Annotated in this window: 20 protein-coding genes and 1 pseudogene; 15 read left to right on the top strand and 6 right to left on the bottom strand. The window is 63.9% G+C overall.

The annotated features are described in order from the left end of the window. Positions 1-3 precede the first annotated feature (3 nt). The 3 genes from PX653_RS11600 (at position 4) to PX653_RS11590 (ending at position 2,731) form a co-directional block, all read left to right on the top strand. The gene (locus tag PX653_RS11600) at positions 4-1,200 is read left to right on the top strand and encodes a heme biosynthesis protein HemY (protein WP_277418026.1); all 1,197 of its coding nucleotides are present in this window, start codon (positions 4-6) and stop codon (positions 1,198-1,200) included. A 137-nt stretch (positions 1,201-1,337) separates the two neighbouring features. Then, entirely contained in the window at positions 1,338-1,874 is a 537-nt protein-coding gene (gene ppa / locus PX653_RS11595) for an inorganic diphosphatase (protein WP_277418025.1), read from the top strand. Between the two features lie 572 nt (positions 1,875-2,446). After that, positions 2,447-2,731 (top strand): hypothetical protein, encoded by a 285-nt coding sequence (locus tag PX653_RS11590; protein WP_277418024.1) that lies wholly within the window; start codon positions 2,447-2,449, stop codon positions 2,729-2,731. Between the two features lie 15 nt (positions 2,732-2,746). On the opposite strand, the gene PX653_RS11585 is transcribed toward PX653_RS11590, so the two are convergent. Next, on the bottom strand, positions 2,747-3,115 hold the full coding sequence (locus PX653_RS11585) for a hypothetical protein (RefSeq protein WP_277418023.1): 369 nt from the start codon (positions 3,113-3,115) through the stop codon (positions 2,747-2,749). A gap of 909 nt (positions 3,116-4,024) precedes the next feature. Between PX653_RS11585 and PX653_RS11580 the strand changes: the two genes are divergently transcribed. The 6 genes and pseudogenes from PX653_RS11580 (at position 4,025) to PX653_RS11555 (ending at position 13,257) form a co-directional block, all read left to right on the top strand. Beyond that, on the top strand, positions 4,025-5,224 hold the full coding sequence (locus PX653_RS11580; protein WP_277418022.1) for an HlyD family secretion protein: 1,200 nt from the start codon (positions 4,025-4,027) through the stop codon (positions 5,222-5,224). 1 nt (position 5,225) lies between these two features. Beyond that, entirely contained in the window at positions 5,226-7,394 is a 2,169-nt protein-coding gene (locus PX653_RS11575) for a peptidase domain-containing ABC transporter (RefSeq protein WP_277418021.1), read from the top strand. Positions 7,395-8,017: 623 nt separating this feature from the next. After that, positions 8,018-8,260: pseudogene (locus PX653_RS11570) on the top strand (TonB-dependent receptor); the annotation flags it as partial. A gap of 952 nt (positions 8,261-9,212) precedes the next feature. Continuing rightward, the gene (locus tag PX653_RS11565; RefSeq protein WP_277418020.1) at positions 9,213-10,121 is read left to right on the top strand and encodes a TonB-dependent receptor; all 909 of its coding nucleotides are present in this window, start codon (positions 9,213-9,215) and stop codon (positions 10,119-10,121) included. 12 nt (positions 10,122-10,133) lie between these two features. After that, positions 10,134-11,558, top strand: coding sequence for a sulfatase-like hydrolase/transferase (locus PX653_RS11560; protein WP_277418019.1), 1,425 nt, complete (start codon positions 10,134-10,136; stop codon positions 11,556-11,558). Positions 11,559-11,856: 298 nt separating this feature from the next. Continuing rightward, positions 11,857-13,257, top strand: a complete 1,401-nt coding sequence (locus PX653_RS11555; RefSeq protein ID WP_277418018.1) for a glycoside hydrolase family 19 protein — start codon at positions 11,857-11,859, stop codon at positions 13,255-13,257. Here the strand turns inward: PX653_RS11555 and PX653_RS11550 are convergent, their stop codons facing one another. Next, entirely contained in the window at positions 13,258-14,400 is a 1,143-nt protein-coding gene (locus tag PX653_RS11550; protein ID WP_277418017.1) for a GNAT family N-acetyltransferase, read from the bottom strand. Between the two features lie 74 nt (positions 14,401-14,474). Between PX653_RS11550 and PX653_RS11545 the strand changes: the two genes are divergently transcribed. The 3 genes from PX653_RS11545 (at position 14,475) to PX653_RS11535 (ending at position 17,568) form a co-directional block, all read left to right on the top strand. Then, positions 14,475-15,044, top strand: coding sequence for a hypothetical protein (locus tag PX653_RS11545; RefSeq protein WP_277418016.1), 570 nt, complete (start codon positions 14,475-14,477; stop codon positions 15,042-15,044). 98 nt (positions 15,045-15,142) lie between these two features. Continuing rightward, on the top strand, positions 15,143-17,200 hold the full coding sequence (locus tag PX653_RS11540) for an NAD(+) synthase (RefSeq protein ID WP_277418015.1): 2,058 nt from the start codon (positions 15,143-15,145) through the stop codon (positions 17,198-17,200). Positions 17,201-17,229: 29 nt separating this feature from the next. Then, positions 17,230-17,568, top strand: a complete 339-nt coding sequence (locus tag PX653_RS11535) for a P-II family nitrogen regulator (protein WP_107141586.1) — start codon at positions 17,230-17,232, stop codon at positions 17,566-17,568. Between the two features lie 164 nt (positions 17,569-17,732). Here the strand turns inward: PX653_RS11535 and PX653_RS11530 are convergent, their stop codons facing one another. From PX653_RS11530 to trxB, 3 genes are all read right to left on the bottom strand, one after another. Beyond that, positions 17,733-18,362 (bottom strand): trimeric intracellular cation channel family protein, encoded by a 630-nt coding sequence (locus tag PX653_RS11530; protein WP_107141587.1) that lies wholly within the window; start codon positions 18,360-18,362, stop codon positions 17,733-17,735. Between the two features lie 143 nt (positions 18,363-18,505). After that, the gene (locus PX653_RS11525; protein WP_277418014.1) at positions 18,506-19,189 is read right to left on the bottom strand and encodes a Smr/MutS family protein; all 684 of its coding nucleotides are present in this window, start codon (positions 19,187-19,189) and stop codon (positions 18,506-18,508) included. Between the two features lie 17 nt (positions 19,190-19,206). After that, positions 19,207-20,157, bottom strand: coding sequence for a thioredoxin-disulfide reductase (gene trxB / locus PX653_RS11520; protein ID WP_277418013.1), 951 nt, complete (start codon positions 20,155-20,157; stop codon positions 19,207-19,209). A gap of 331 nt (positions 20,158-20,488) precedes the next feature. Between trxB and PX653_RS11515 the strand changes: the two genes are divergently transcribed. The 3 genes from PX653_RS11515 to PX653_RS11505 are packed head-to-tail and all read left to right on the top strand — an operon-like array spanning position 20,489 to position 24,903. Then, complete coding sequence (locus PX653_RS11515; RefSeq protein WP_277418012.1) at positions 20,489-22,939, top strand: DNA translocase FtsK; 2,451 nt, start codon at positions 20,489-20,491, stop codon at positions 22,937-22,939. Positions 22,940-22,949: 10 nt separating this feature from the next. Further along, entirely contained in the window at positions 22,950-23,573 is a 624-nt protein-coding gene (gene lolA, locus PX653_RS11510; protein WP_277418011.1) for an outer membrane lipoprotein chaperone LolA, read from the top strand. Between the two features lie 22 nt (positions 23,574-23,595). Next, a complete protein-coding gene (locus PX653_RS11505; protein ID WP_277418010.1) occupies positions 23,596-24,903 on the top strand; it encodes a replication-associated recombination protein A in 1,308 nt (435 codons plus the stop codon). Between the two features lies 1 nt (position 24,904). Here PX653_RS11505 and PX653_RS11500 read toward each other — a convergent pair whose 3' ends face one another. After that, entirely contained in the window at positions 24,905-25,744 is an 840-nt protein-coding gene (locus tag PX653_RS11500; RefSeq protein ID WP_277418009.1) for a DUF6216 family protein, read from the bottom strand. Between the last annotated feature and the right edge of the window lie 52 nt (positions 25,745-25,796).

The raw sequence follows: 25,796 nt of genomic DNA, 5'->3' as shown, positions 1-25,796 counted from the left end.
CCCATGCGTTTCTTCCTCTGGTTACTCGCACTGATGGCGGCCGCCATCGGCATTGCCGTGACGGCGCGCTTCAATCCCGGCAACGTGGTGCTGTTCTATCCGCCGTACCGGATCGACCTGTCGCTCAACTTCTTCGTCGTGCTGATGGCGGCGCTGTTCCTGCTGCTGTATGCCGTCGTGCGTGCCGTGCGCGCCACCATGCGCATGCCGGCGCGGGTGGCGGAGTACCGCCAGCGCAAGCGTGAACGGGACGGCAACAAGGGCCTGCGCGATGCGTTGAAGGCCCTGTTCGAAGGCCGCTTCGGCCATGCGGAAAAGGCCGCGCTGCGCGCCGCCGAGCTGCCGGAGAACGCCGGCGTGGCCGCGCTGATCGGCGCCCGCGCCGCCCATCGCATGCGCCAGCACGCGCGGCGCGATCAATGGATCGCCCGCATCGCCGACGATCCGGCCATGAAGACGGCGCGGCTGATGACGATGACGGAGCTGCTGGTCGACGACCACCAGCCGGAAGCGGCGCTGGCCGCCGTGCGCGAACTGAACGCCAGCGGCACGCGCCACATCCATGCGCTGCAATGGTCGCTGAAGGCCGAACAGCAAGCCAAGAACTGGCCCGAAGTGCTGCGCCTGGTGCGTTCGCTCGACAAGCACAAGGCGCTGCACCCGGCCCTGTCGGCGCGGCTGCGCGAGCTGGCCTACAACGACCTCCTGTCCGACAAGACCCACGATGCGGAATCGCTGATGCGGGTGTGGTCGACGATTCCGTCGAACGACCGCGTCAAGCCCGTGGTGGCATGCCGCGCCGCGACGGCGCTGAACGGGCGCGGCCTGCACGACGAGGCGCGCCTGGTGGCCGAGGAATCGCTGAAGGCGAACTGGGACGAGCGCGTCATCCGCGCCTACCGCGATGCGGCGGCGCCGGCGGGGTCCGCCGCGCTGCTGGCCCAGATCGAGCATTGCGAGGCCTGGCTGCTGGAACGACCCAACGATGCCGAGCTGGCGCTGACCCTGGGCTCCCTGTGCCTGAAGCAGAAGCTGTGGGGCAAGGCGCAACGTTACCTGGAGCAGGCGCTGTCCGATGCCACCGAGCCGCCGATGGTGCGCGAGGCGCATCTGAAGCTGGCGCAGCTGCACGAAGCACTGCAGCAGCCTGAAGCGGCGGCCAGCCATTACCGGCAGTGCGCTCTCGCGACGATCCTCTGATTGCGTTGAACTTCGGGCCCGCCTTGCGGGCCTTTTTTTCAACCTGTCCCCGGTGCCTCAAACTGCGCCGGGCGGCTATAATTGCGCGGTTTGCACGATAGTGTTTGTACAACTGAACTGAATTACCGAGGAAAACCATGAGCCTGAACAAAGTGTCCGCCGGCCGCGATGTGCCGAACGATTTCAACGTCATCATCGAAATCCCGATGAACGCCGATCCGATCAAGTACGAAGTGGACAAGGAGTCGGGCGCGATCTTCGTCGACCGCTTCATGGGCACCGCGATGCACTACCCGTGCAACTACGGCTACGTGCCGAACACGCTGTCGGCCGACGGCGACCCGGTCGACGTGCTGGTCATCACGCCGTTCCCGCTGATCCCTGGTGTCGTGGTGCGCTGCCGCGCCATCGGCGTGCTGAAGATGACGGACGAAGCGGGCCAGGATGCGAAAGTGCTGGCGGTACCGGTCGACAAGGTCCTGCCGATCTACAAGCACTGGCAGAAGCCGGAAGACCTGCAGGACCTGCGCCTGCAGCAGATCCAGCACTTCTTCGAGCACTACAAGGACCTGGAGCCGGGCAAGTGGGTCAAGGTCGACGGCTGGGAAGGCCCGGAAGCGGCCAAGCAGGAAATCCTGGACGGCGTCGCCGCCTACGGCAAACAGGACGCCTGAGTCCTTCAAGCAGCATCGCCCCAAGGGGCATGAAGCGGCCGGTTGGCCGCTTTTTTTGTCCCGATTTTTCAACAACAAAACAGGGGGCAGTCTCCGATGCCGATTTTCGGTAGTTGATGCGCAACTTGGAATCGGAGGCTGTCCTTGATCGGCTCGATTTGCCTTGTGATATTGGCATAATAACGACCTCGGGGCGAAGCGATGCGACTCCTGAGTGTCTACATGTAATGACTACCAACGCAGGAATGACGCCAGCGGGACTATTGCGATGACGGACAACCTCGGCCGGCGCCAGCAGGCCACGATCAAGGCAGGCGCCCCCGTCTCTTTGATCGCCGGCACCATCGAGAGCCAGCGCGTCCTGCCCGGATACCGCGGCTTCATGCTGAAATTGAGCCAGTGTGCCGTCGCTGTGCGCTTTAGTCCGGAACGCAACAAGCTGTATGACGTCGCACTGGCCGCCGACAAGTGCGGCCTCGTGCCGGTCACCATGGCAAGGGCCTGCCGCCTCCTGGCGCAGGCCTGGATGGTGCGCGCTGGCGAAGGCATCTGCATCGATCCGGCCCAGGCGATTGCGCTGCCGACGCAGGCTGTCAAGGCTGCCGGCGAAGGGGCAGGAGCGGTTCTGTGCGTTCCTGGCAAAGGCGCTGCCGCGTGCCTTCTCGATCTCGCCGAACGGCTACTCCTTGTCCGTCAGCGGTACTCAGCCGGACGACAAGCGCTACCCGGCCGACCCGGTCCAGCGCGCGCTGCAGATGTGCCGCGAGTTCGCCGGTCGCGACTGCGAGCTGTACTTACTCGACGATCGCATTGTGTTCCACGGTCCGCAAGGCGCGGCAAGGACCGTGGCCCAGTAAGGTTCGGCCCGCACGTCAGCAGGACGACAGCAATACCTTGCGCATTCTTCGGATCACCAGCTGGGGCCCAGTGCATACAAGCGCCCCGCTGCGCACGACGATCGTGACGTCGCTGTCACCCCAGCGCAGCCAGGCAGGCAGTTTTTGACCAAATCGTTTCTCCTGGCCTACCCGTTCTTGCTCGGTGTACAAGCAATCCTTCAAGACCTTCTCGATTTCGGCCTTTTCCGAGCCCACTGCCCCACGAATCGAAAACTGCGCCTTGGTTGCAAACAGGAGTGACCAGGCCCCTCCAAATGCTCCCCAGGCTAGAGTTTCTGGAATGAGCCGGGGGTCGCCGACGAGCCATATCACCATTGCCACGGCGCTCAATGCTGCACCCATTACTCCGCCCCATGAAATGACCTGGCTCCAAGATTGGAATAAGATGAGATACCGCCAAGCTGGATCGGGAAGCGTGACACGTGATATACGCGGGGAAGCTCCATTCATTTTTTCCTCCTTCAAAATAGTGAGCAGGTACCTGAGTACCTGCTCATAGAAGTTTATGCTGACGGGTGCTTGCTATTCCAATAATAGCAAGCCGCCGTGCTGATCATAGCGCCGGCGATGGCACCCAGAGGACCAGCAGCCGAGCCCATAGTGGCTCCGAATCGAGCGGCAGCGAGGTAAGCGCCGATTTGAGCACCTCCAGTTATAGTGGCCGCGTTTACGACCGTCCTAGTCGCGCTACCACCGGAAACACATTCGATCTCATCATTGTTCAGCGTATGCATAATTTCTCCTAGACGTTAATCATGAAAAGTGAGTTGGCTCTTGGGGCACATCAACTGTTACACCGGTAGGTCTCAGTTGCGTGTGATTAGCATGTTACGTAAAGTAGCATATCGAGTGATGACAAAAATCAACCAAAGTTGACAGTAAGATACTCCGAAATCTGGCGGATGCGGAGCCAATTGGCGCTATTTCGTAATTGCGGTTTCGACGCCTCTAGAGGTTCGGAAAGGAGGGGCGTATGCCCAGCGGTAAGTTGATGTAGATCACGCCGCATGCACATCGCGCTTTTCCCGGCGATTTGCTTGGTAGCATCTTCTGCGATGATTTCATCGGATGTATATCTGAACCCATACGGCGGTAAGTACCTGCCGATCTATATTCTTAGCTCGAGTACACTTTTTCTCAACCGTACACATCGATAAAACGCGCATAGCAATGACGACGTCACCTTCAGTATCGCCTCTGTTTCGTACCCAAGCCATCGACCGGTCACGTTCGAGACAATACGGTGCGATCATGTTGGCCCGGCCCGTCAGCTTTCTCTTATTGACTTGCCTATTTGTCGCTATCGCCACGGCGGTAATCATTTTCTTTACATGGTTCTCGGTAGCGCGCAAGGCTCAAGTGCCAGGAGTCCTGGTGCCAGTTCAAGGCCTCATCAGGATTATTCCGCCCCATGGCGGGGTCGTAACGGAGATGATGGCGCGCGAAGGGAGCGTGGTCGAAAAGGGAGAGGTACTCGTCGTCCTGAGCAATGAACGTGCAAGTGAAGGCGTAAAGAGTGCAGAGCAAAGGATTTCGGCGTTGCTTAAAGCTCGGCGGACGAGCTTTCGCAATGAGCAGCAGCAATCGCGGCGGCAGTCATCCCAACATGGTGCGGATTTACGTCGACGGATGGCGGACTCGGAGTCCGAAATTCGTCGCATTAGCGATCAGGTGGCATTACAGGAGCGGAGAATAGCGCTCGTGGACGCAGCAGTGCGCCGATACGAGAATTTGTATGTAAGCCGGTATATGCCTGCCCTACAGGTACAGGAGAAGCAGGCTGAGCTAATCGATCAACAGCAAAGATTGGCTGACTTGCTACGTGCAAGAGCAGCCGTCGAGCGCACCTTGGCGGACACTCGCTATGAGGCATCCAGCCTCGAGATCCAGGTGCAGCGCGATCAAGAGGCCAGCGATCGCGACATCGCCGCGCTAGAACAGGAGCTTACCGAGAGTGAGGCTCGGCGGACGATACTTGTGAGGGCACCACGAAGAGGTGTCGTTACTGCCATTACGGCGGAGCCGGGTCAGGCTACTGTTGCGGGTCAGGCCATAGCTGCCATTCTACCGAATGGAGGTGAGCTGGAGGCGGAACTTTATGTGACGTCGCGTTCTATTGGCTTTGTCCGCCCCGGGATGCCAGTTCTGTTGCGCTACCAGGCTTACTCGTATCAGAAATTTGGTCACGCGAAAGGTACGGTGCGGGAAGTATCGGCAACCGCAATGCGCGCGGCAGAGCTAAACGCTCCAGGGGCGGCGATGGTGACGCTAAGCGACGCCGAACCAGTGTATCGGGTTCGGGTTCGACTCGACAACCAGGCGGTCAAAGCGTATGGCATTCCTCATCCACTGAAGTCCGGTGCGCTGCTTGACGCGAGCATCCTCCTCGAGCACCGCCGCCTCTACGAATGGATACTCGATCCACTTTACACTGTCATAGGACGTCTTTGAAATGATGCGCATGCCCCAGCTCAAATTTTGGCAGTGCTCGCACCTGCCTGTTGTCCTCCAGATCGAAAGCGCGGAATGTGGACTCGCTAGCATTGCAATGATTGCTGCTTATCATGGTCAGCATGTCGACCTAGCCACGCTGCGCCGGCGCTACTCTGTGTCGATGAAAGGTACAACGCTAAAGGGTCTGATCACAGTGGCGAGTGGGCTTGGGCTGCAATGTCGGCCGCTGAAGCTGGAGATGGAGCATTTATCACAGTTGAAACTGCCATGCATTCTTCACTGGGACATGAACCACTTTGTTGTGCTAAAGGAAGTCCGCAATAAGCGGGTGACCATCCATGACCCTGCTACCGGTATACGGAAGCTCACCCTCAATGATGTGGCTGAGCATTTCACAGGTATTGCACTCGAGCTGACGCCAGGGACTAATTTCGCGGCAGCCTCACCGGAGACAACTTTTACGATGCGCTCCCTGATGGGCAATGTCATCGGCTTGAATCGTGGCTTGATTCAGCTGCTTTTGTTAGGGGTCGTTTTGCAAGTATTTTCCCTTGTATCACCATTTTACATGCAGTGGGTGGTCGACGAAGCGCTCATTGCAGCAGATCGAGATCTGGTGACGGTACTAGGTATCGGATTTGCGCTGCTGGTACTGCTTCAGACTATAGTCTCGGCGGTTCGCTCCTGGGTGACGACGGTAATGGCGACACACCTGAATTTTCAATGGCTGGAAAACGCATTCACTCATTTGATGAAGCTGCCACTGCCTTACTTCGAAAAGCGTCACTTGGGTGATATCGTATCCCGATTTGGATCAATCGAAACTATTCAGCACAGCCTCACTACACAAGTCGTGGAAGGCGTGGTAGATGGACTGCTTGTCGTTGGAACCTTTGCAGTCATGCTACTGTACAGCCCAGCATTGACGCTTGCGGCGTGCGTAGCTGTTGTGCTTTACATCTTACTTAGGTGGAGCATATTCCAATCGCTTAAAAACGCAAATGCTGAGCAGATCGTGCACGCGGCAAAGCAACAGACACATTTCCTGGAATCCGCGCGTGGAGTGCAGAGTATTCGCCTATTCAACCGGACAGACGAGAGACGGGTAGGATGGATGAATTTACTTGCAGACCAGTTCAATGCGCAGTTACGTATCTCGAAGCTGTCGGTCAGCTACCAGGCTGCGAATACCTTGTTGTTCGGCATTGAACGAATTGTCGTGATCTGGCTCGCGGCATTAGCTGTGCTGGATACGAGGTTCTCGATTGGCATGTTGTTCGCCTTCATAAGCTATAAAGATCAGTTCAGCCAGCGTATAGCGTCGCTGATCGATAAGTTGTTTGAGCTGCGCATGCTGCGCCTGCATGGCGAACGGGTTGCTGACATCCTCATGGTGGAGCCCGAGAATCAGGCCGTGGACGGCGAGTTACAAACGGAGCAGTTGGAGGCATCGTTCGAACTGCGCGATGTTTGCTTCCGTTACGCCGACGGTGAACCCTACATTTTGAAGAATGTGAGCCTGGCCATCCCAGCAGGGCAGTGCATCGCCGTAACTGGAGGTTCGGGCTGCGGTAAGACGACATTGGTCAAATTAATTCTGGGACTTCTTGAACCGACAGAAGGAGAGATATTGGTCGGAGGCATGAAGCTCAGCTCAGTCGGACTGGCGAACTACCGAAACCTGCTCGGGACCGTCATGCAGGACGACTATTTGTTCGCAGGCTCAATCGCAGACAATATCGCCTTCTTCGATCCCTCGCCGCAGCAGGAGCGCATCGAGCGATGTGCGCAGATGGCCGCCATCGACAGCGAAATAAACGCCATGCCGATGTGCTACAACACTCTGATCGGTGACATCGGAACCGGGCTCTCCGGTGGTCAGAAACAACGTATATTGCTCGCTCGCGCATTGTACAAGGACCCAAAAGCACTCATCTTAGACGAGGCGACGAGCCATCTTGACGTGTGGAACGAACAACTCGTGAATGCGGCAATCGAGCGTATCAATATGACCCGGGTACTAGTGGCACATCGGCCGGAAACAATCGCGATGGCTCAGCGCGTCATCGTCCTATCTGAGGGGCAGATCATACAAGACCTGTCACAGGCTCAGGTTCGCGAAGCGAGGGAAGCCGCCCTCCGACAGCAATTCGGGCAAGCTGCCTGAGTGTGCCAGCCGACAACCATCGCAGCTGCATGGGAGAGCTGCATCGGAGGCCGTCCCCGGCCTCGTTAAGTCGCAAATCGGGGACAGCCTCCAATGCCGCTAAGTTAAGGCGTATAGGTTAGCGAGCCGCTGGCTTATCCTTAAACCCAAGACCAAAAACCGGGGTCAGACCCGCCGGGCCCGACCCCGGCCCTCTGCCGTAGGGGGGCTAAACTTGGCGGCATCAGGGACGCCTTCGATTCCAATGCCCGACGCATGAGCTAATACAGTCGCGCCAACTAATCTTATGCGGATTTGTTCGTGGCGCGTTTTATAACCCCTTCTTATGATTAATGTCGAGATGTGCGGCAATCGCATATTAAGAACAAGCCAAAAGAAGGGGATCGACCGTGTTTCAAGCACTTTGCAAGACCCGGCTGCGCGCCACGGCACTGGCCGTGCTGGCGACTTTGCCGGCCACCGCATCCGCCCATGAAGAGGAGGCGCTCGCCGCGGCCCTCCCGGCCGGTGCCGCGGCGGCCGCCAACGCAGCAGCCGGCGATGTCGATACCGTCGGCGCCATCCAGACCGTGCTCGTGACCACGCGCCGCCGCGTCGAAAGCTCGCAGAACGTGCCTACGCCGATGACGGTGCTGGGCGACGATGCGCTCGAAGGCAACCGCCTGTACCGCGTGCAGGAACTGCAGCAGCTCCTGCCCAGCACGACGATCAACTACGTGCATGCGCGCCAGATGAGCTTTGCCGTCCGCGGACTCGGCAACAATCCCGCCAGCGACGGCCTGGAAGGGTCGGTGGGCATCTACCTCGACAACGTCTACCTGGCCCGGCCCGGCATGGCCGCCTTCGACGCGCTCGACGTGCAGCAGCTGGAACTGCTGCGCGGGCCCCAGGGCACGCTGTTCGGCAAGAACACGACGGCCGGCGTGCTCAATATCGCGACGAAAAAACCCACGTTCACGCCGGCGCGCAGCGTGGAACTGGCTGCCGGCCGCTTCGGCCATGCCCAGGGCAAGCTGGTGTTGTCCGGACCGTTGACGGACACGCTGGCGGGCCGCCTGTCCGCCTACAAGACGCACGACGACGGCTACATCGTGAACCGCTACAACGGCGACCAGGTGCAGGGCGGCATCCGCCAGGGCGTGCGCGCCCAGGCGCTGTACGAACCGGGCCAGATGTTCAGCGTGCGCATCATCGCCGACTACAACGAGGAGCATTCCAATAACGGCACGCTGGTGTTCTACAGCGCCGGCCCATCGGGGCGCGCCATCGCCCAGGCCCGTCTCGTCGGCGCGTCGCCCGTGCTGGACCCGCGCGCACGGGCAGTGGACCTGGACAGCGGTTCCTCCGTCGCCGTGCACCAGGGCGGTGTGTCGGCCGAGGCAAACTGGATGCTGGCCGACGACACGCGCCTGACGTCCGTGTCGGCCTGGCGCTACTGGAACTTCACGCCGCACAACGAGGATGGCCTGCCCGTGCCAGTCGCCCTGGACGTGGGCGCCTCGGCGCGCCACAAGCAGTTCTCGCAGGAGCTGCGCTGGGCCACGCCGGCCGGCCGCAGCGTCGAATCCCTGTTCGGCGCCTATTACTACTACCAGGAGCTGGACAACAACTCGTTTACACGCAATGGCCCGCTGGCCGACATCTACAACGGCAACGCGGCCGGTGCGTGGGCCAATGTGGACAGCGACGCGCCTGGCAGCCTGCGCGTCGACAGCTATGCGCTGTTCGCCCAGTCCACCTGGCATGCGACGCCGCTTTTGGACCTGACGGCCGGGGTGCGCGCCAGCTACGAGGACAAACGGGCACGCGTCGAGCGCCATGCGCCCGCGGGTGGGCGCCGCCGTCACCGGTGCCGCGCTGGCCGCACGCAATGCGCGCTACGGCGTCTTCGATTCGGGCGACCTGGCGTTGCACCAGGCCAGCCCGACCGCGCTGCTGTCGGCGGGCTACAAGGCCGCGGCCGACGTGCTGCTGTATGCCAGCGTGTCGCACGGCGAGAAGTCGGGCGGCATCAACCTGGCGGTGCCGGGCAGCGGCGGCGTGGCGTCGATGCTGGTGGGCGCCGAGCGCGCCAATGCGCTGGAGCTGGGCGCCAAGAGTACCTTGCTGGACAACCGCCTGCAGTTGAACGGCAACCTGTTCGCGACCGTCGTCCATGGCTACCAGAGCAATGCCTACGATCCGGTCGCGCGCAGTTCGTACCTCACCAATGCGGGCGACGTGCGCACCCGCGGCATCGAGGTGGAGGCCATCGTAAGCCCGGTGCGTGGCCTGACGGTGCGCGCCAATGGCTCGTTCAACGACGCCAGCTACCTGAAGTACGCCAACGCACCCTGCGCACCGGAGCGCGGCGGGACGTTCTGCGACCTGTCCGGCCGCAACGCGCTCGTCAACTCGCCGCGCTGGACGGGCAACGTGGCCGTGCAGTACAGCCACGCCGTCGCGGCAGGCCTGCAGGGCTACGTCAACGCCAATTACGCCTACCGCGCCGGCACGTACGGCACGCTGGACGCCTCGGACTACGCGCGCATTCCAGGCTATGGCGTCAGCAATGCCGCAGTGGGCCTGCGCACCACCAACGGCGTCGCGTGGGACGTGTCGCTGTGGGTGCGCAACGCGTTCGACAAGCAGTACTACACCAGCCTCTGGAACAGCGGGTTCGGTTCCTACAACGCCGTCATCGGCACCCCCCGGACCGTGGGCATCACGGGCCGCTACGACTTCTGACAGGAGAGAGCAATGAGCAAACCGATCGACAACAAGCGCCGTGCCGTCTTCAAGGGCCTGTCCACGCTGGCGCTGGCGCCCCTGGTGGCGCCGTTGCCTGGCCAGGCCGCCGACATCCGCGACAAGGGCCAGCCGAATATCCTGTTCATCCTGGCCGACGACCTGGGTTACGCCGACCTCTCGGTGTACGGCAACCGCGATTTCAAGACGCCGCACCTGGACCGCCTGGCCGCGCAGGGCGTGCGCCTGACGCAGGCGTATTCGAATTCGGCCGTGTGCTCGGCCACGCGCTTCGGCCTGATCACGGGGCGCTACCAGTACCGCCTGCGCGGCGGCCTGGAAGAGCCGATCGCGGGCGCTTCCGACACCATCGGCCTGCCGCCCGGCCATCCGACCTTGCCCTCGCTGTTGAAGGCGGCAGGCTACCGCACCGCGCTGTTCGGCAAGTGGCACCTGGGATCGCTGCCGAACTTCGGCCCGTTAAAGAGCGGCTACGACACGTTCTTCGGCAACTACGGCGGCGGCATCGACTACTTCACGCACAAGGCCGGCTCGGGTCCGAACGCGCGCGCCGACCTGTACGAAGGCGAAGTGGCGGTGGAGGAGGTGGGCTACTACACCGACCTGCTGGGCGACAAGGCGGCAGGCTTCCTCCGCAAGCAGAAGAAAGGCCAGCCGTTCCTGCTGTCGCTGCACTACACGGCGCCGCACTGGCCGTGGGAAGGCCCGCAGGACGAGGAAGTGTCGCGCCAGATCGAGAACATCTTCCACTACGACGGCGGCAACCTGGCCACCTACGCCAAGATGGTGACGGCGCTGGACGCTTCGATCGGCCGCGTGCTGAAGACGCTGGAACAGCAAGGCCTGGCGGAAAACACCATCGTCGTCTTCAGCAGCGACAACGGCGGCGAACGCTTCTCGCAGACATGGCCGTTCACGGGCCAGAAAACCGAGCTGCTGGAAGGCGGCATCCGCGTGCCCGCTATCGTGCGCTGGCCGGCCCGCATCAAGCCGAACCAGGTCAGCCAGCAGGTGGCGATCAGCATGGACTGGCTGCCCACGCTGCTGGCGGCCGCCGGCACGGCCCCGGCGGCGTCGCACCCGAGCGACGGCGTCAACCTGCTGCCGGTGCTGACCGGCGCCGCCGCGCCGGCCGAGCGCACGCTGTTCTGGCGCTACAAGGCCAACGTGCAGAAGGCCGTGCGCGCGGGCGACTGGAAATACCTGAAACTGAACGACAACGAATTCCTGTTCAACCTGGCGCAGGACCAGCGCGAGCGCGCCAACCTGGCCGCGAAGCATCCGGACAAGCTGGCCGACCTGAAAGCGCAATGGGACACGTGGAATGCCGGCATGCTGCCGATCACGCCGGACGTGCGTACCCATGGGGTGTCGGGCAAGCTACAGGCCGACCGCTATGGGCCGCAGGTGGACTGACGCTAATGACGAGCCCGTGTCGCACCGCGGGGTCAGTCACCAAAATGGGACACGGGCTCGTCAGCCGTTGGGGCGGACCATACCAGTTTGGCGGCGCGAGCAGGCGGTACGCTTGGTTTAACACGAATGTTTCGTTTGGGACGGGGCCGGTACTGCTGCACGGGGTGGGGAAGCGTGCGTGTGACACGGCAACTGGTATTAGCCGAAGTGGAATTATTAAAACCACTTGACTACCAGTTGCCGGGGCGCCATCGTACGTGCGCCGTCCATCGCAGGCGGTCCACCCATCGGAGACATCATGCAGAAACTGACGATCGTCGCGCCCTCGCTGGCGCTGTTGCTGGCCGCCTGTGGAGGCGGCGGTACCGAAACCCCGGCGCCGGGGGCGCGTACGCTGGCCGGCGCCACCGTCGCCAGTTGTGCCGCCTGGTCGAGCGGGCAGGTCTACACGGCCGGCATGTGCACCACGTACCAGGGCAAGCAGTATGAAGCCAAGTGGTGGAACCAGGGCAGCGCGCCGACCGCCGATCCGTATGGCCCGTGGAAGTACGTGGGCGATGCGACCGGTCCCGTGCCCGATCCCACCACGCCGCCGCAGCCGGGCGGGGTGCCGACCAAGGCGCAGGCCGAAGCGCGCGAGGTCCAGTTGACGGACAACGATTTCTTCCGCAAGGTCAAGGCATCGGTGCGCACGCTGGACAACGCGGCCGTCGAGGCGGTCGTGCCGGGGCGGGCGGCCAATCCCGTCAATGTGCGCCGCGTCGAGCGGCTGCTGCCGGCGGCGAAATGGGACTTCTACTTCGCCGCGCGCGAGGCCAGCTATACCTACACGCGCTTCCTGCAATCGGTGGCGAAATTCCCGGCCGTGTGCGACGACTATTCGGACGGCCGCAACGCGGACGCCATCTGCCGCCATTCGCTGGCGACGATGTTCGCCCACTTCGCCCAGGAGACGGGCGACCACAACGCCAGCATCCCGCTGCCGCAATGGCGGCAAGGCCTGAAGTACCTGCGCGAGATGGGTTGCGACGAAAACGGCACGAGCTGCGGCTACAACGCCGAATGCGCCGACCCTGTCTTCAACGCGGTCTGGACCTGCGGCACCAATGCCGATGGCAGCTACAAGAAGTACTTCGGCCGCGGCGCCAAGCAGCTCTCGTACAACTACAACTACGGCCCGTTCTCGCAGGTGATGTACGACGGCGACCAGTCGGTGCTGCTGAAGAATCCCGACCTGGTGGCGTCCACCTGGCTGAACCTCGCTTCGGCCACGTTCTTCTTCGTGTTCCCGCAGCCGCCGAAACCGTCGATGCTGCACGTGATCGACGGCACCTGGGTGCCCAACTCGGCCGACATCGCGGCCGGCGCCGGCAACAACTTCGCCACGACGATCATGATCATCAACGCGGAATGCGGTACGGGGACGGAAAAGGCGGCGGCGCAGAACCGCATCGACTACTACAAGGAGTTTGCCGCGGACCTGGGCTGGAACACGGCCGGCGAGCAGCTGTCGTGCGCGACGATGCAGCGCTTCGGGCCCTCCAGTTCGGCGGCCTATCCGATCTACTGGGAGAAGAACTGGAACAGCGGCGGCGACTACCAGTGCCAGCTGGTCAGCTACCAGACCCCGTACAGCGCGCTGGTGAAGGGCAACTACGTCAAGTGCGTGGAGAAGAACTGGAGCGTGGCGCTGAAGTGATCAGGTCTTGAACGGGTTGCGTTCGTTCAGCTCGTCCATGTAGGCCTCGATGCCGCCGCTTTCGCGTGCCAGGAAGCGCTCGATGGCGTCGGCAAAGGCCGGGTGGGCAAGCCAGTGGGCCGACCAGGTCTGCGTCGGCAGGAAGCCGCGCGCCATCTTGTGTTCGCCCTGGGCGCCGCCCTCGAACGTGGCGATGCCCTGTTCGATGCAGAACTCCAGCGGCTGGTAATACGCCGTCTCGAAATGCAGGCACGGCACGTGTTCGATGGCGCCCCAATAGCGGCCGTACAGCGTGTCGGCCGTGTGGATCAACAGCGAGGCGGCGATGGGCCGGCCGGCGCGTTCGGCGAACACCAGCAGGAGGCTGGCCGGCATCGCGGCGCCGATGCGCTGGAAGAAGTCCAGGTTCAGGTAGGGCGACGAGTGGTGCTCGGCGTAGGTATTCTTGTAGCAGCGGTGGAAGAAGCGCCAGTCGGCCTCCGTCGCCTCGACCCCGCGCACGCGCCGCAGCGTGACGCCCGCTTCGGCCACCTTGCGCCGTTCGGCGCGGATGTTCTTGCGCTTCTTGTGTTCCAGGGTGGCGAGGAAGGCGTCGAAGCTGTCGTAGCCCTGGTTCAGCCAGTGGAACTGCACGTTCGAGCGCAGCATGAAGCCGGCCGCCTGCAGCTGCAAGGCCTGCTCCTGGGGCGGGTACAGCACGTGCGTGGACGACAGGCCGGTGGCGCGCTGCAGCGTGCACAGGGCGTCGACCAGCGCGGCGCGCGCTGCATCGTCGCGCGCCAGCAGGCGTGGACCCGTGACGGGCGTGAAGGGAATCGCCGACAGCAGCTTTGGATAGTACTCGACGCCATTGCGGTGATACGCGTCGGCCCATGCCCAGTCGAACACGTACTCGCCATACGAATGCGACTTGACGTACAGCGGCATCGCGGCGGCCAGTTCCTCTCCGTCCCACAGTGCCAGGTACTGCGGCTGCCAGCCGGTCTTCGCGCTGGCGCTGCCCGATTCGTGCAGCGCGTGCAGGAACGCATACGACAGGAATGGATTGGCTTGGGCGCCGGGCGCCTGCCGCGCCAGCAGCGCGTCCCAGGCTTCGGCGCCGGCTTCGGATAGGGAGGAGAGCACGCCGGTACGGTAGGTCATCGGGGCATTGTACGCAAAATCGGCGACGCGCGTGGGCTGCTACAATCGGCCCTTTTTGTTGGCATATCCTTATCATGACGAAGCTTGCCGTATCCCTGCTGGCCGCATTCGGCGCCTTGACCCTGCAGTCCTGCACGCGCGAGACCCCCGCACAGTTCTATGTCGTCGACATCAACTCGGACCACAAGGGCCAGTTGCACACGACGGGCGCCGCGGCCCGCCCGGGCGGCAAGCTGCCGCTGGTGTTCCTCGATGACGCCATGGGGACGTGCTGCTTCCTGCCGGACGGCCCCGCGCCCAAGGCGGCGGAGGATGGCAGCGCGCGCTCGCTGACCAAGGACGGCGAGGAGAGCCACGCCTGGGCAGGGCGCTACCAGCCGGCGAAAAAGCGCAAGGACGACGAGTGGGGCGGCCTGGCGTTCGGCTTCGCCACGATGCAGGCGGTGCGCCGCATCGATCCGCACACCCACGAAGTCACGTTCGGTGCCGGCGCGCCGCCGGTGTACGTGCGCAGTTGCACGACGGGCGAGGGTATTCGCATCGAACTGCTGCACGGTGTGAAGGACGCCAAGCCCTACGCCGACTATTACTACTCGCTGGGCATCGACATGGAACCGGACTGCCCGGACATGCAGGCGGAATAGGCCACGCTGTGGCCGTGGAAGGGGGCGCCGGACGGTGCCGGATGGTCAATGTTAAAATCTTCGCCATTCACGTCGACTTCCCAGTACCGATGCCCTCCATGCCGCAACCATTCCACAACCTGTATTCCCATGATTTCGTCCGCGTGGCCGTTGGCGTGCCGCGCTGCCGCGTGGCCGACCCGCTCTACAACGCCGAGCAGACGATCCTGCTGGCCGAGCAGGCCGCCGCCAAGGGCGCGCTGCTGGTCGCGTTTCCCGAGCTGGGCCTGTCGGCCTATACCTGCGACGACCTGTTCCACCAGCGCGCCTTGCTGGAAAGCGCGCTGGCGGCGCTGGCACGGGTGGTGGAAGCGTCGATCCGCATTCCGGCCGCGCTGATCGTCGGCCTGCCGCTGAAGGTCGATCACCGGCTGTTCAATTGCGCCGTCGTCGTCGCGGGCGGGCGGGTGCAGGGTGTCGTGCCGAAGATCTACCTGCCCAACTACAACGAATTCTACGAAGCGCGCCAGTTCAGCAGCGCAGACGATGCCATCTCGAGCGAGATCGAGCTGCTGGGCCAGCGCGTGCCGTTCGGCGCCAACCAGCTGTTCCAGGTAACGAACCTGCCGCTGATGAAGTTCCACGTCGAGACGTGCGAAGACCTGTGGGTACCGATCCCGCCGTCGTCGTATGCGGCGCTGGCCGGGGCGACGGTGCTGGTCAACCTGTCGGCGTCCAATATCGTCGTCGGCAAATCGGACTACCGGCACCATCTGGTCGGGCAGCAGTCGGGTCGTTGCATGGCCGCCTACCTGTACTCGTCGGCCGGACGGGGCGAGTCCAGCACCGACCTGGCCTGGGATGGCCAGGCCCTGATCTACGAGAACGGCGAGCTGCTGGCCGAGGCCGAGCGCTTCCAGGACGAGTCGCACATCATCTACGGCGACGTCGACCTGGAGCGGCTGTCGCGCGACCGCATGCGCACCAACACGTTCGGCCAGTCGATGCGGCGCCATGCCGACCAGGTGGCCGCATTCCGCACCGTGGGCTTCGCACTGGAGCTGCCGCTGCGCGACGTGCTGCCGCTGCAGCGCACCGTCGCCCGTTATCCGTACGTGCCGGCCAATCCCCAGCTGCGCGACAAACGCTGCATGGAGGTCTACAACATCCAGGTGCAGGCGCTGGTGCAGCGCCTGTCCGCCAGCGGCATGAAGAAGGTCGTCATCGGCATTTCCGGCGGCCTTGATTCGACGCATGCGCTGCTGGTCTGCGCCAAGGCGCTGGACCGCCTGAACCTGCCGCGCACGAACATCCTGGCCTACACGATGCCGGGCTTCGCCACCAGCACGCGCACCCTGGAGCAGGCGCGCCGGCTGATGGCGTTCGTCGGCTGCACGGCGGCGGAGATCGACATCCGCCCCAGCTGCATCCAGATGCTCAAGGACATCGGCCATCCGTATGCCGAAGGGCGCGAGGAATACGACGTCACGTTCGAGAACGTGCAGGCGGGCGAGCGCACCAGCCACCTGTTCCGGCTGGCGAACCACCACAACGGCATCGTCATCGGCACGGGCGACCTGTCCGAGCTGGCACTGGGCTGGTGTACGTACGGCGTGGGCGACCATATGTCGCACTACAACGTCAACGGCAGCGTGCCGAAGACGCTGATCGCGCACCTGGTGCGCTGGGTGGCCGAGAGCCGCCAGTTCGGCGACGCCGACTCGCAGGTCTTGCTGGACGTCGTCAACACCGAGATCAGCCCCGAGCTGGTGCCGGGCAAGGCCAACGACGACAAGGCGCCGGCGCAAAGCACGCAAAGCGTCATCGGCCCCTACGAACTGCAGGACTTCAACCTGTACTACACGCTGCGCTTCGGCTTCACGCCCGCCAAGATCGCGTTCCTCGCGCACCACGCGTGGAAGGACCGCGCGGTGGGCGCCTGGCCGGAAGAGGCGCACGTGGCACGCAACGAATACGCGCTCAAGGACATCAAGCACAACCTCGGCATCTTCCTGCGCCGCTTCTTCCAGACCAGCCAGTTCAAGCGCACCTGCGTGCCGAACGGACCCAAGGTCGGCTCGGGCGGCTCGCTGTCGCCGCGTGGCGACTGGCGTGCCCCGAGCGACTCCGAGTCGGTGCTGTGGCTGGAGAATCTGAAGACCGTGCCGGACGCCTGAGCGAACCATTTACCGATAAGGAGAATGCCATGAAACAGATTACCGCCGTCATCAAGCCGTTCAAGCTGGACGAAGTGCGCGAGGCACTGGCCGAAGTGAACGTCACCGGCCTGACCGTGACGGAAGTGAAGGGCTTCGGGCGCCAGAAGGGCCACACGGAGCTGTACCGCGGTGCCGAATACGTCGTCGACTTCCTGCCGAAGGTGAAGGTGGAAGTCGTGGTGGACGATGGCGTGGCCGAGCAGGTCGTGGACGCCATCATCAAGGCCGCCCGCACCGGCAAGATCGGCGACGGCAAGATCTTCGTGCAGAACGTCGAGCAGGTCGTGCGCATCCGCACCGGCGAGACGGGCCCGGACGCCGTCTGACTCCACCCTTTGCCGAGTCCGTGTCCCACCGCGGGGTCAGTCACCAAAGTGAGACACGGGCACGACCGTAGCGGGGCAACAGCGGTTCGCGGTCGCCCGCTACAGTCCAGTCCGTGTCCCACCGGGGTGCCTGACCCCGCGGTGGGACACGGACTCGGCCGTGGTCAGGATGGCCGGCCGATGCGCATGTCGAACTTCCACGTCAGGAGGCGCAGCATCGAGATCGTGGCGGCGCTCAGCCACAGGGCGAAGTCGTTCGGGATGTCCACGTGCTGCAGCACGATGTACATCCAGCAGCCGGCAAACGCGCAGATCGCGTAGGGTTTGCCGTCGCGGAACACCATCGGTACCTCGTTGCAGACGATGTCGCGCAGCACGCCGCCGAAAATGCCCGTAATGACGCCCATCATGGCCGCGATGAAGACGGGCATGCCGGCCGCCTGCGCCTGTGACACGCCCGCCACGGCAAACAGGCCCAGGCCGACGGCGTCGGCCACGACGATCAGCCGTTCCGACACGATGTGGCGCAGGTGCTTCATGAAGGGCGCCACCGTCAGCGCCAGCACGAACAGCAGGATCGTGTATTCCTGGTGCTCGACCCAGAACAGGGGGCGCTTGTCGAGCAGGATGTCGCGCAGGGTGCCGCCGCCGAACGCGGCGATGAAGGCGACGATGATGACGCCGACGATGTCCATGCGCTTGCGCCGCGCCTCGACAAACCCGGAAAACGCCCCGACCATGATGGCCACCACTTCGATGACGGTGACGAGGGAGACGTGGGGGACGATTTTCATGCGGCGCGCGGTAAGTGGACAGTTCCCACAGGTTAACATGCAGTGCGCCGCACGCAAAGGGTGAAAAGAAAAACCCGGGACAGACCCGGGTTTTGAGGAAACATTGCCAAGAATCGGGGACAGTCCCCAATTTTTGGCAACGTTCAGCGTTCGGGGCGCAGCGCAGCCCGCAGCAGCACGATCAAGGCGCCTTCGCCGCCCTCGGAGGCGCGGGCCTGGCTGAAGGCGATGACGCCGTCCGTCTGCACCAGCCAGCTGTGCACCATCGATTTCAGCACCGGTTCCTGGCCTTTCGAGCCGAGGCCGCGGCCGTGGATGACGCAGACGCAGCGGTGGCCGCGCCGGTGCGAGCGCATCAGGAACGCAGCGATGGCGTCGCGCGCCTCGTCGCGGCGCAGGCCATGCAGGTCCAGCTCGTCCTGCACGGGCCAGTGGCCCTTGCGCAGGCGCTTCATGACGTCGCCGCCGACGCCGGGCGCCAGGTAGTTCAGCGCCGGGTCTTCTTCCATGTAGTGATCGACCTCGAACAGGTCGGACAGCATCGCTTCGCGCAGCACGGCCGCGTCGTCGTCCTTCTGCTCGGCGGCCGTCAGCGGGCGTTTCGGTGCCGCCGCGACAGGGATCGGCTTCGGCGCCTGCGGCACGTAGCGGTTCGACTCGGGCAGCTTCTTGACGCCGCCCAGGCTGCCGCGGAACACATTGGCCTCGGCCAGTTGTTCCTTTTCGCGGCGCAGGCGTTCCGCCTCCGCGGCCGCACGGGCCTCGCTGTCTTCCTTCAGCTGCTTGCTCAAGCCTTTCAGGTCGGCAAAGCTCTTCAGTCCCGCCATCGTGCCTCCTTGCCGGCTTACTCTTGCGCTTCCAGGTAGCGCTGGGCGTCCAGCGCGGCCATGCAGCCCGTGCCGGCGCTGGTGATGGCCTGGCGGTAGACGTGGTCCTGCACGTCGCCGGCCGCGAACACGCCCGGGATCGACGTCGCCGTCGCCATGCCTTCGGTGCCGGCGCGCGTCTTGAGGTAGCCGTTGTGCATGTCCAGCTGGCCTTCGAAGATGCCCGTGTTCGGCTTGTGGCCGATGGCGACGAACAGGCCGTGCACGGAGATCGTCGACAGTTCGCCGTCGTTCGATTTGAGCGTCAGGCCCGTCACGCCGCTGGTGTCGCCCGTCACTTCGTGCAGGTTGTTGTTCAGTTTCAGCTCGATCTTGCCTTCGGCGACCTTTGCCATCAGGCGGTCGACCAGGATCGGCTCGGCGCGGAACTTGTCGCGGCGGTGGATCAGCGTGACCTTGCTGGCGATGTTCGACAGGTACAGCGCTTCCTCGACGGCCGTATTGCCGCCGCCGATCACGGCCACTTCCTGGCCGCGGTAGAAGAAGCCGTCGCAGGTGGCGCACGCCGACACACCGCGGCCCATGAACGCCTCTTCCGACGGCAGGCCCAGGTACTGCGCCGATGCGCCGGTGGCGATGATCAGCGCATCGCATGTGTACTCGCCCGCGTCGCCGATCAGGCGGAACGGCTTTTCCGACAACTTGGTCGTGTGGATGTGGTCGAACACGATTTCCGTGTTGAAGCGCTCCGCGTGCTGCAGCAGGCGCTGCATCAGCTCCGGACCCTGCACGCCCAGCGGGTCGCCCGGCCAGTTCTCGACGTCCGTCGTGGTCATCAGCTGGCCGCCCTGTTCGACGCCCGTGATCAGCATCGGCTTCAGGTTGGCGCGCGCGGCATAGACGGCGGCGCTGTAGCCGGCGGGGCCCGAGCCAAGGATCAGTACGCGGGCGTGTTTGGTAGTGGTCATGGAGCTTGTTCTCGCGAAATGGGATACAACGGATATTGGGGCATTGCCGTGGGGCACAAGGGCGCACGGCGGCGCGGGGCAGGGCGTTCACGGCAGGCAAAGCGGGATTATAAGTGAATGCCGCGCCGGCCGTCCTGTCGCGGTCCGGCGGCCCCGCTGGCTACTTTTACATGCGTAGCGGGTACATGTAACTGCCCGGGACGCAAAATGGCCGCAATCCGGCCCGAAAAGCCGGCATTTCCTGCGAACAGAAAGGCCGGCTGCCCCGTGGATGCCTTAGAATATGCGCAATAGAAATAATCACTGTGCGCAGCACCCGAAGCAACAAAACATGAGCAAAACGAGTCAAACGACTGGCAACAGTTATACGCGCACGGCCTCCGAACGCCAGCCACTGCCGAACCGGCTGGTGCGGCTGCTGTCCGAAGCGCGCTGGTTCGCGCTGGCGGCCCTCTGCCTGTATTTCATCCTGATCATGGCCAGCTACCACAAGGTCGATCCGGGCTGGTCCCATGCCAGCCTGGTGCCGAAGGTCGCCAACCTGGGCGGCCGCGCGGGCGCGTGGATTGCCGACCTGATGCTGTACATCTTCGGTTTCTCCGCCTGGTGGTGGTGCCTGTACCTGGTGCGCTACGTGTGGCGCGGCTACCGTCGCCTGACCCGCACCTTCCTGCTGGAGCAGCCCGCGGACGAAGACCCCGAGCACCGCCATGAGGGCTTCATCCGGCTGGTCGGCTTCGTACTGCTGCTGGTCGGCAGCATGGGCCTGGAGTACCTGCGCATGCGCTCGCTGCACGTGGAGCTGCCGCGCACGCCCGGCGGCGTGCTGGGCCAGCTGCTCGGCAACGGCGCCCAGGTGGGGCTCGGCTCCACCGGGGGCACGCTGATGCTGCTGCTGCTGTTCGGCATCGGCTTCTCGTTGTTCTTCCACGTGTCGTGGATGGCCGTGGCCGAGCGCATCGGCGAAGCGATCGAGCTGTCGATCGAGTGGGTCATCCTGCGCTACCAGGACCGCGAAGACCGCCGCCAGGGCATGGCCGCCACCGTCAAGCGCGAGGAAGTGGTCGTCAAGGAGCGCGAGAAGCACGTCGAGCGCCATCCCGAACTGCTGCAGAAGCTGGCCGCGAAGGCGGTCAAGGCGGTCAAGGGCGAGGACAAGGGCGAGCCGGCCGCAACCGCCGCCGCGCCGGCCCCGGCGCCGATCATCCGCGTCGAGCCGCAGATGATGTCGATCCCGAAATCGGAACGGGCCGAGAAGGAAAAACAGGTGCCGCTGTTCGGCGAGATCGAGAACACCGACATGCCGCCGCTGGCGCTGCTGGACGAGGCGCCGCCGGCGCAGGAAACGGTGGCCGTCGAGACGCTGGAATTCACCAGCCGCCTGATCGAGAAGAAGCTGTCGGACTTCGGCGTCGAGGCCAAGGTCGTCGCCGCCTATCCGGGCCCCGTCGTCACGCGCTACGAGATCGAGCCGGCCACGGGCGTCAAGGGCAGCCAGATCGTCAACCTGGCGCGCGACCTGGCCCGTTCGCTGTCGCTGACGTCGATCCGCGTCGTCGAGACGATTCCGGGCAAGAACTACATGGCGCTGGAACTGCCCAACGCCAAGCGCCAGATCGTGCGCCTGTCCGAGATCGTCGGCTCGAAGGTATATGCCGACAACGCTTCCGCGCTGACCGTCGCGCTGGGCAAGGACATCGCCGGCAAGCCCGTCGTTGCCGACCTGGCCAAGATGCCGCACCTGCTGGTGGCCGGTACCACCGGCTCCGGCAAGTCCGTCGGCATCAACGCGACGATCCTGTCGCTGCTGTACAAGTCCGATCCACAGGACGTGCGCATGATCCTGATCGACCCGAAGATGCTGGAGATGTCCGTCTACGAAGGCATTCCGCACCTGCTGGCACCCGTCGTCACGGACATGCGCCAGGCCGGCCATGCGCTGAACTGGGCCGTCAACGAGATGGAGCGGCGCTACAAGCTGATGTCCAAGCTGGGCGTGCGTAACCTGGCCGGCTACAACGCCAAGATCGCCGATGCGGCCAAGCGCGAGCAACACATCCCGAATCCGTTCTCGCTGACGCCCGATTCGCCGGAACCGCTGGAGAAGCTGCCGACCATCGTCATCATCATCGACGAGCTGGCCGACCTGATGATGGTGGTCGGCAAGAAGGTCGAGGAACTGATCGCCAGGATCGCGCAGAAAGCGCGCGCGGCAGGGCTGCACTTGATTCTGGCCACGCAGCGCCCATCTGTGGACGTGATCACGGGCCTGATCAAGGCCAATATCCCGACGCGTATCGCGTTCCAGGTGTCGTCGAAGATCGACTCGCGCACGATCCTGGACCAGATGGGCGCCGAGACGCTGCTGGGCATGGGCGACATGCTGTACATGCCGCCCGGGACGGGCCTGCCGATCCGCGTGCACGGCGCGTTCGTGTCGGACGACGAGGTGCACCGCGTCGTCGCCCACCTGAAGCTGCAGGGCGAGCCGAACTACATCGAGGGCATCCTGGAGGGAGGCACCCTGGAAGACGGCAGCGGCGGCGCCGAGGGCGCGGCGGCGGGCGAGGGCGGCGGCGAAGCCGACCCGATGTACGACCAGGCCGTGCAGGTGGTGCTGAAGAACCGCCGCGCGTCGATCTCGCTGGTGCAGCGGCACCTGCGCATCGGCTACAACCGCGCGGCGCGCCTGTTGGAACAGATGGAACAGAGCGGCGTGGTCTCGGCCATGCAATCGAACGGCAACCGGGACATCCTGGTTCCGGCCGCTTCCGCAGAATAAGGAAAATAATATGCATCGTTTTAGCTTTGCCATCGCGGCCACCGTGCTGTGCGCCGCCAACGTCCACGCCAGCGCGCTGGACCAGTTCAAGACCTTCGTCGGCTCGACCAAGGCCGCCAAGGGCGAGTTCACGCAGACGCTCACAAAGAACGTCGATGGCGCGAAAAAGACCTCCGCCCCGTCCACGGGCACCTTCGTGTTCGCCCGCCCCGGCAAGTTCATCTGGCAGTACCAGAAGCCTTACGAACAACTGCTGCAGGCCGACGGCGAGCAGCTGTACATCTACGACAAGGACCTGAACCAGGTCACCGTGAAGAAGCTGGGCGATGCGCTGGGCTCCTCGCCGGCCGCCATCCTGTTCGGCAGCAACGAGCTGGAGAAGAACTTCACCCTGTCCGAAGCGGGCACGCGTGACGGCCTGGAGTGGCTGAAGGCCGTCCCGAAAGCCAAGGACACCAGCTTCGAGCAGATCGTCATCGGCCTGAAGAACGGCCAGCCGGAAGCGATGGAATTGCGCGACAACTTCGGCCAGACCTCCATACTGGCGTTCCGCAAGTTCGAGAAGAATCCGGCCCTTACTGCGACCTCGTTCAGGTTCGCGATGCCGAAGGGCGCGGACGTCGTCAACCAGTAAGCAGGCTTTCTTGAAGGCGCCCATGGCCGACCTGTTTTCCGCCGAACCGCGCCAGCCGCTGGCCGAGGCATTGCGTCCCAAGACGCTGGACGAAGTGATCGGCCAGGGCCACTTGCTGGGCGAGGGCAAGCCCCTGCGGCTGGCGTTCCAGTCCGGCCAGCCGCACTCGATGATCCTGTGGGGCCCGCCCGGCGTGGGCAAGACCACGCTGGCACGCCTGACCGCCAACGCCTTCGATGCCGCGTTCATTGCGCTGTCCGCCGTCTTCGCGGGCGTCAAGGACATCCGCGCCGCGATGGAGCAGGCCCAGCAGAACCTGGACCAGTACGGCCGGCATACCATCCTGTTCGTCGACGAGATCCACCGCTTCAACAAGGCGCAGCAGGATGCGCTGCTGCCGTTCGTCGAATCGGGCCTCGTCACGTTCATCGGCGCGACGACGGAGAACCCCAGCTTCGAGGTCAACTCGGCACTGCTGTCGCGCGCCCAGGTCTACGTGCTCAAATCGCTGACGGACACCGAGATGCGCCAGCTGCTGGACAAGGCGCGCAAGGCCGTGCTGTCGCACCTGCAGTTCGACGAGGTCGCCATCGACACGCTGGTGGGCTTTGCCGACGGCGATGCGCGCCGCTTCCTGAACCTCCTGGAGCAGGCCGACACGGCCGCGCGCTCTTCCGGCACGACGAAGATCGATGCGAAGTTCGTCGAGAACGCGATGACCCTGAACGCGCGCCGCTTCGACAAGGGCGGCGACAACTTCTACGACCAGATCTCGGCCCTGCACAAATCCATGCGCGGCTCGCACCCGGACGCCGCGCTGTACTGGTTCTGCCGCATGATCGACGGTGGCGCCGACCCGAGATATCTCGCCCGCCGCATCATCCGCATGGCATGGGAAGACATCGGCCTGGCGGACCCGCGCGCGCTGACGATGGTCAACGATGCCGCCGAGACGTATGAACGCCTGGGCTCGCCCGAAGGCGAACTGGCGCTGGGCCAGGCCGTCGTCTACCTGGCCATCGCGCCGAAAAGCAACGCCGGCTACAACGCCTTCAACGCTGCCATGGCGCACGTCAAGAAAGACAAGTCGCGCGAGGTGCCCGTACACCTGCGCAATGCGCCGACCAAGCTGATGAAGGAGCTGGGCTACGGCCACGAGTACCGCTATGCCCACGACGAGCCCAACGCCTACGCTGCGGGCGAAACGTACCTGCCCGACGGGATGCCCGAGCCGCGCTGGTACCAGCCCGTGCCGCGCGGGATGGAGGCCAAGATCGCGGACAAGCTGGCGTGGTTGCGGGAGCTGGATCGGGCGGCTGGGGAGGAGTGATTCATTCCTCCGCGGCCGTGGACGGCGAGTCGCGCGGCCTGGTGTCCAACCGTCGCTTCAACGCTCGCGCGCCCTTGGCGTACGCCAGCCAGCGGTGCAGCTCGGCAATCAGATAGGCCAGCAGTACCAACAGTACGCCCAACATCCAGCGCTGCTCCTGGATCGACGTGCGGATGAATGGAGCGTTGTCGGGTGCGCCGAACGCCCGGCAGATCGCGGCAGCCTCCTCGGGCGAAAAGCCGCCCGTATCCGGCGGAAGCGACGCCGGCTTGCAGGCGTCGAGCCGAAATCCCATTCTCTCGGACATCGGTTTTGCATAGTTCGTGTCGAGCGTCAGCCAGGTTCCGGTGGCCGTGATCCGCAGGAAGGCGCGATCGACCGTCAAGGCGACGAGCACGGCCACGAGCGACCAGGCTGCCAGCGCATACGCCAAGCTGGCGCAGGCCATGCCGAACAGCCGCGGTAATTGCTCCCGTGGGCGCAGCTGCATGGCGTCGAGATCGAAGTGCGGGCCGGCCGCGGCAATCTTGTTCAACATTGCGCTGTCATCGCGAAACAGTGTGGCCAGCCGCCTGGCTTGCTGCACATTACGGATCTGTATGCCGGTGGTGAAACGGAACTGGTGTATGGCTGTCTGCTCATCCAGGAAGTCTCCGATCGCCGGCACTTTGCAGTCCGACTTGCCGTGGAAGAGCCGCCATAGCCTGGTCAAGAGTATGTGGCTGGAACGCGTGCGGCGCCAGATGACGAATGCCGTAAGGACGAGCGCAAGCCCGGGCAGGCCGATGCCCCAGCTGCCGAGGTAGCCCAGTATGCCTGCTATGGTCGAGTGGGAATCCATATGCGCCTTTCGGATCGATATATCGATACAGGATCAGATTCGTCAGCCCGTC

Origin of the sequence: Pseudoduganella chitinolytica, assembly GCF_029028125.1 — a bacterium.
GTDB classification, from domain to species: domain Bacteria; phylum Pseudomonadota; class Gammaproteobacteria; order Burkholderiales; family Burkholderiaceae_D; genus Rugamonas; species Rugamonas chitinolytica.
This window is presented reverse-complemented; position numbering and strand designations above follow the sequence as displayed.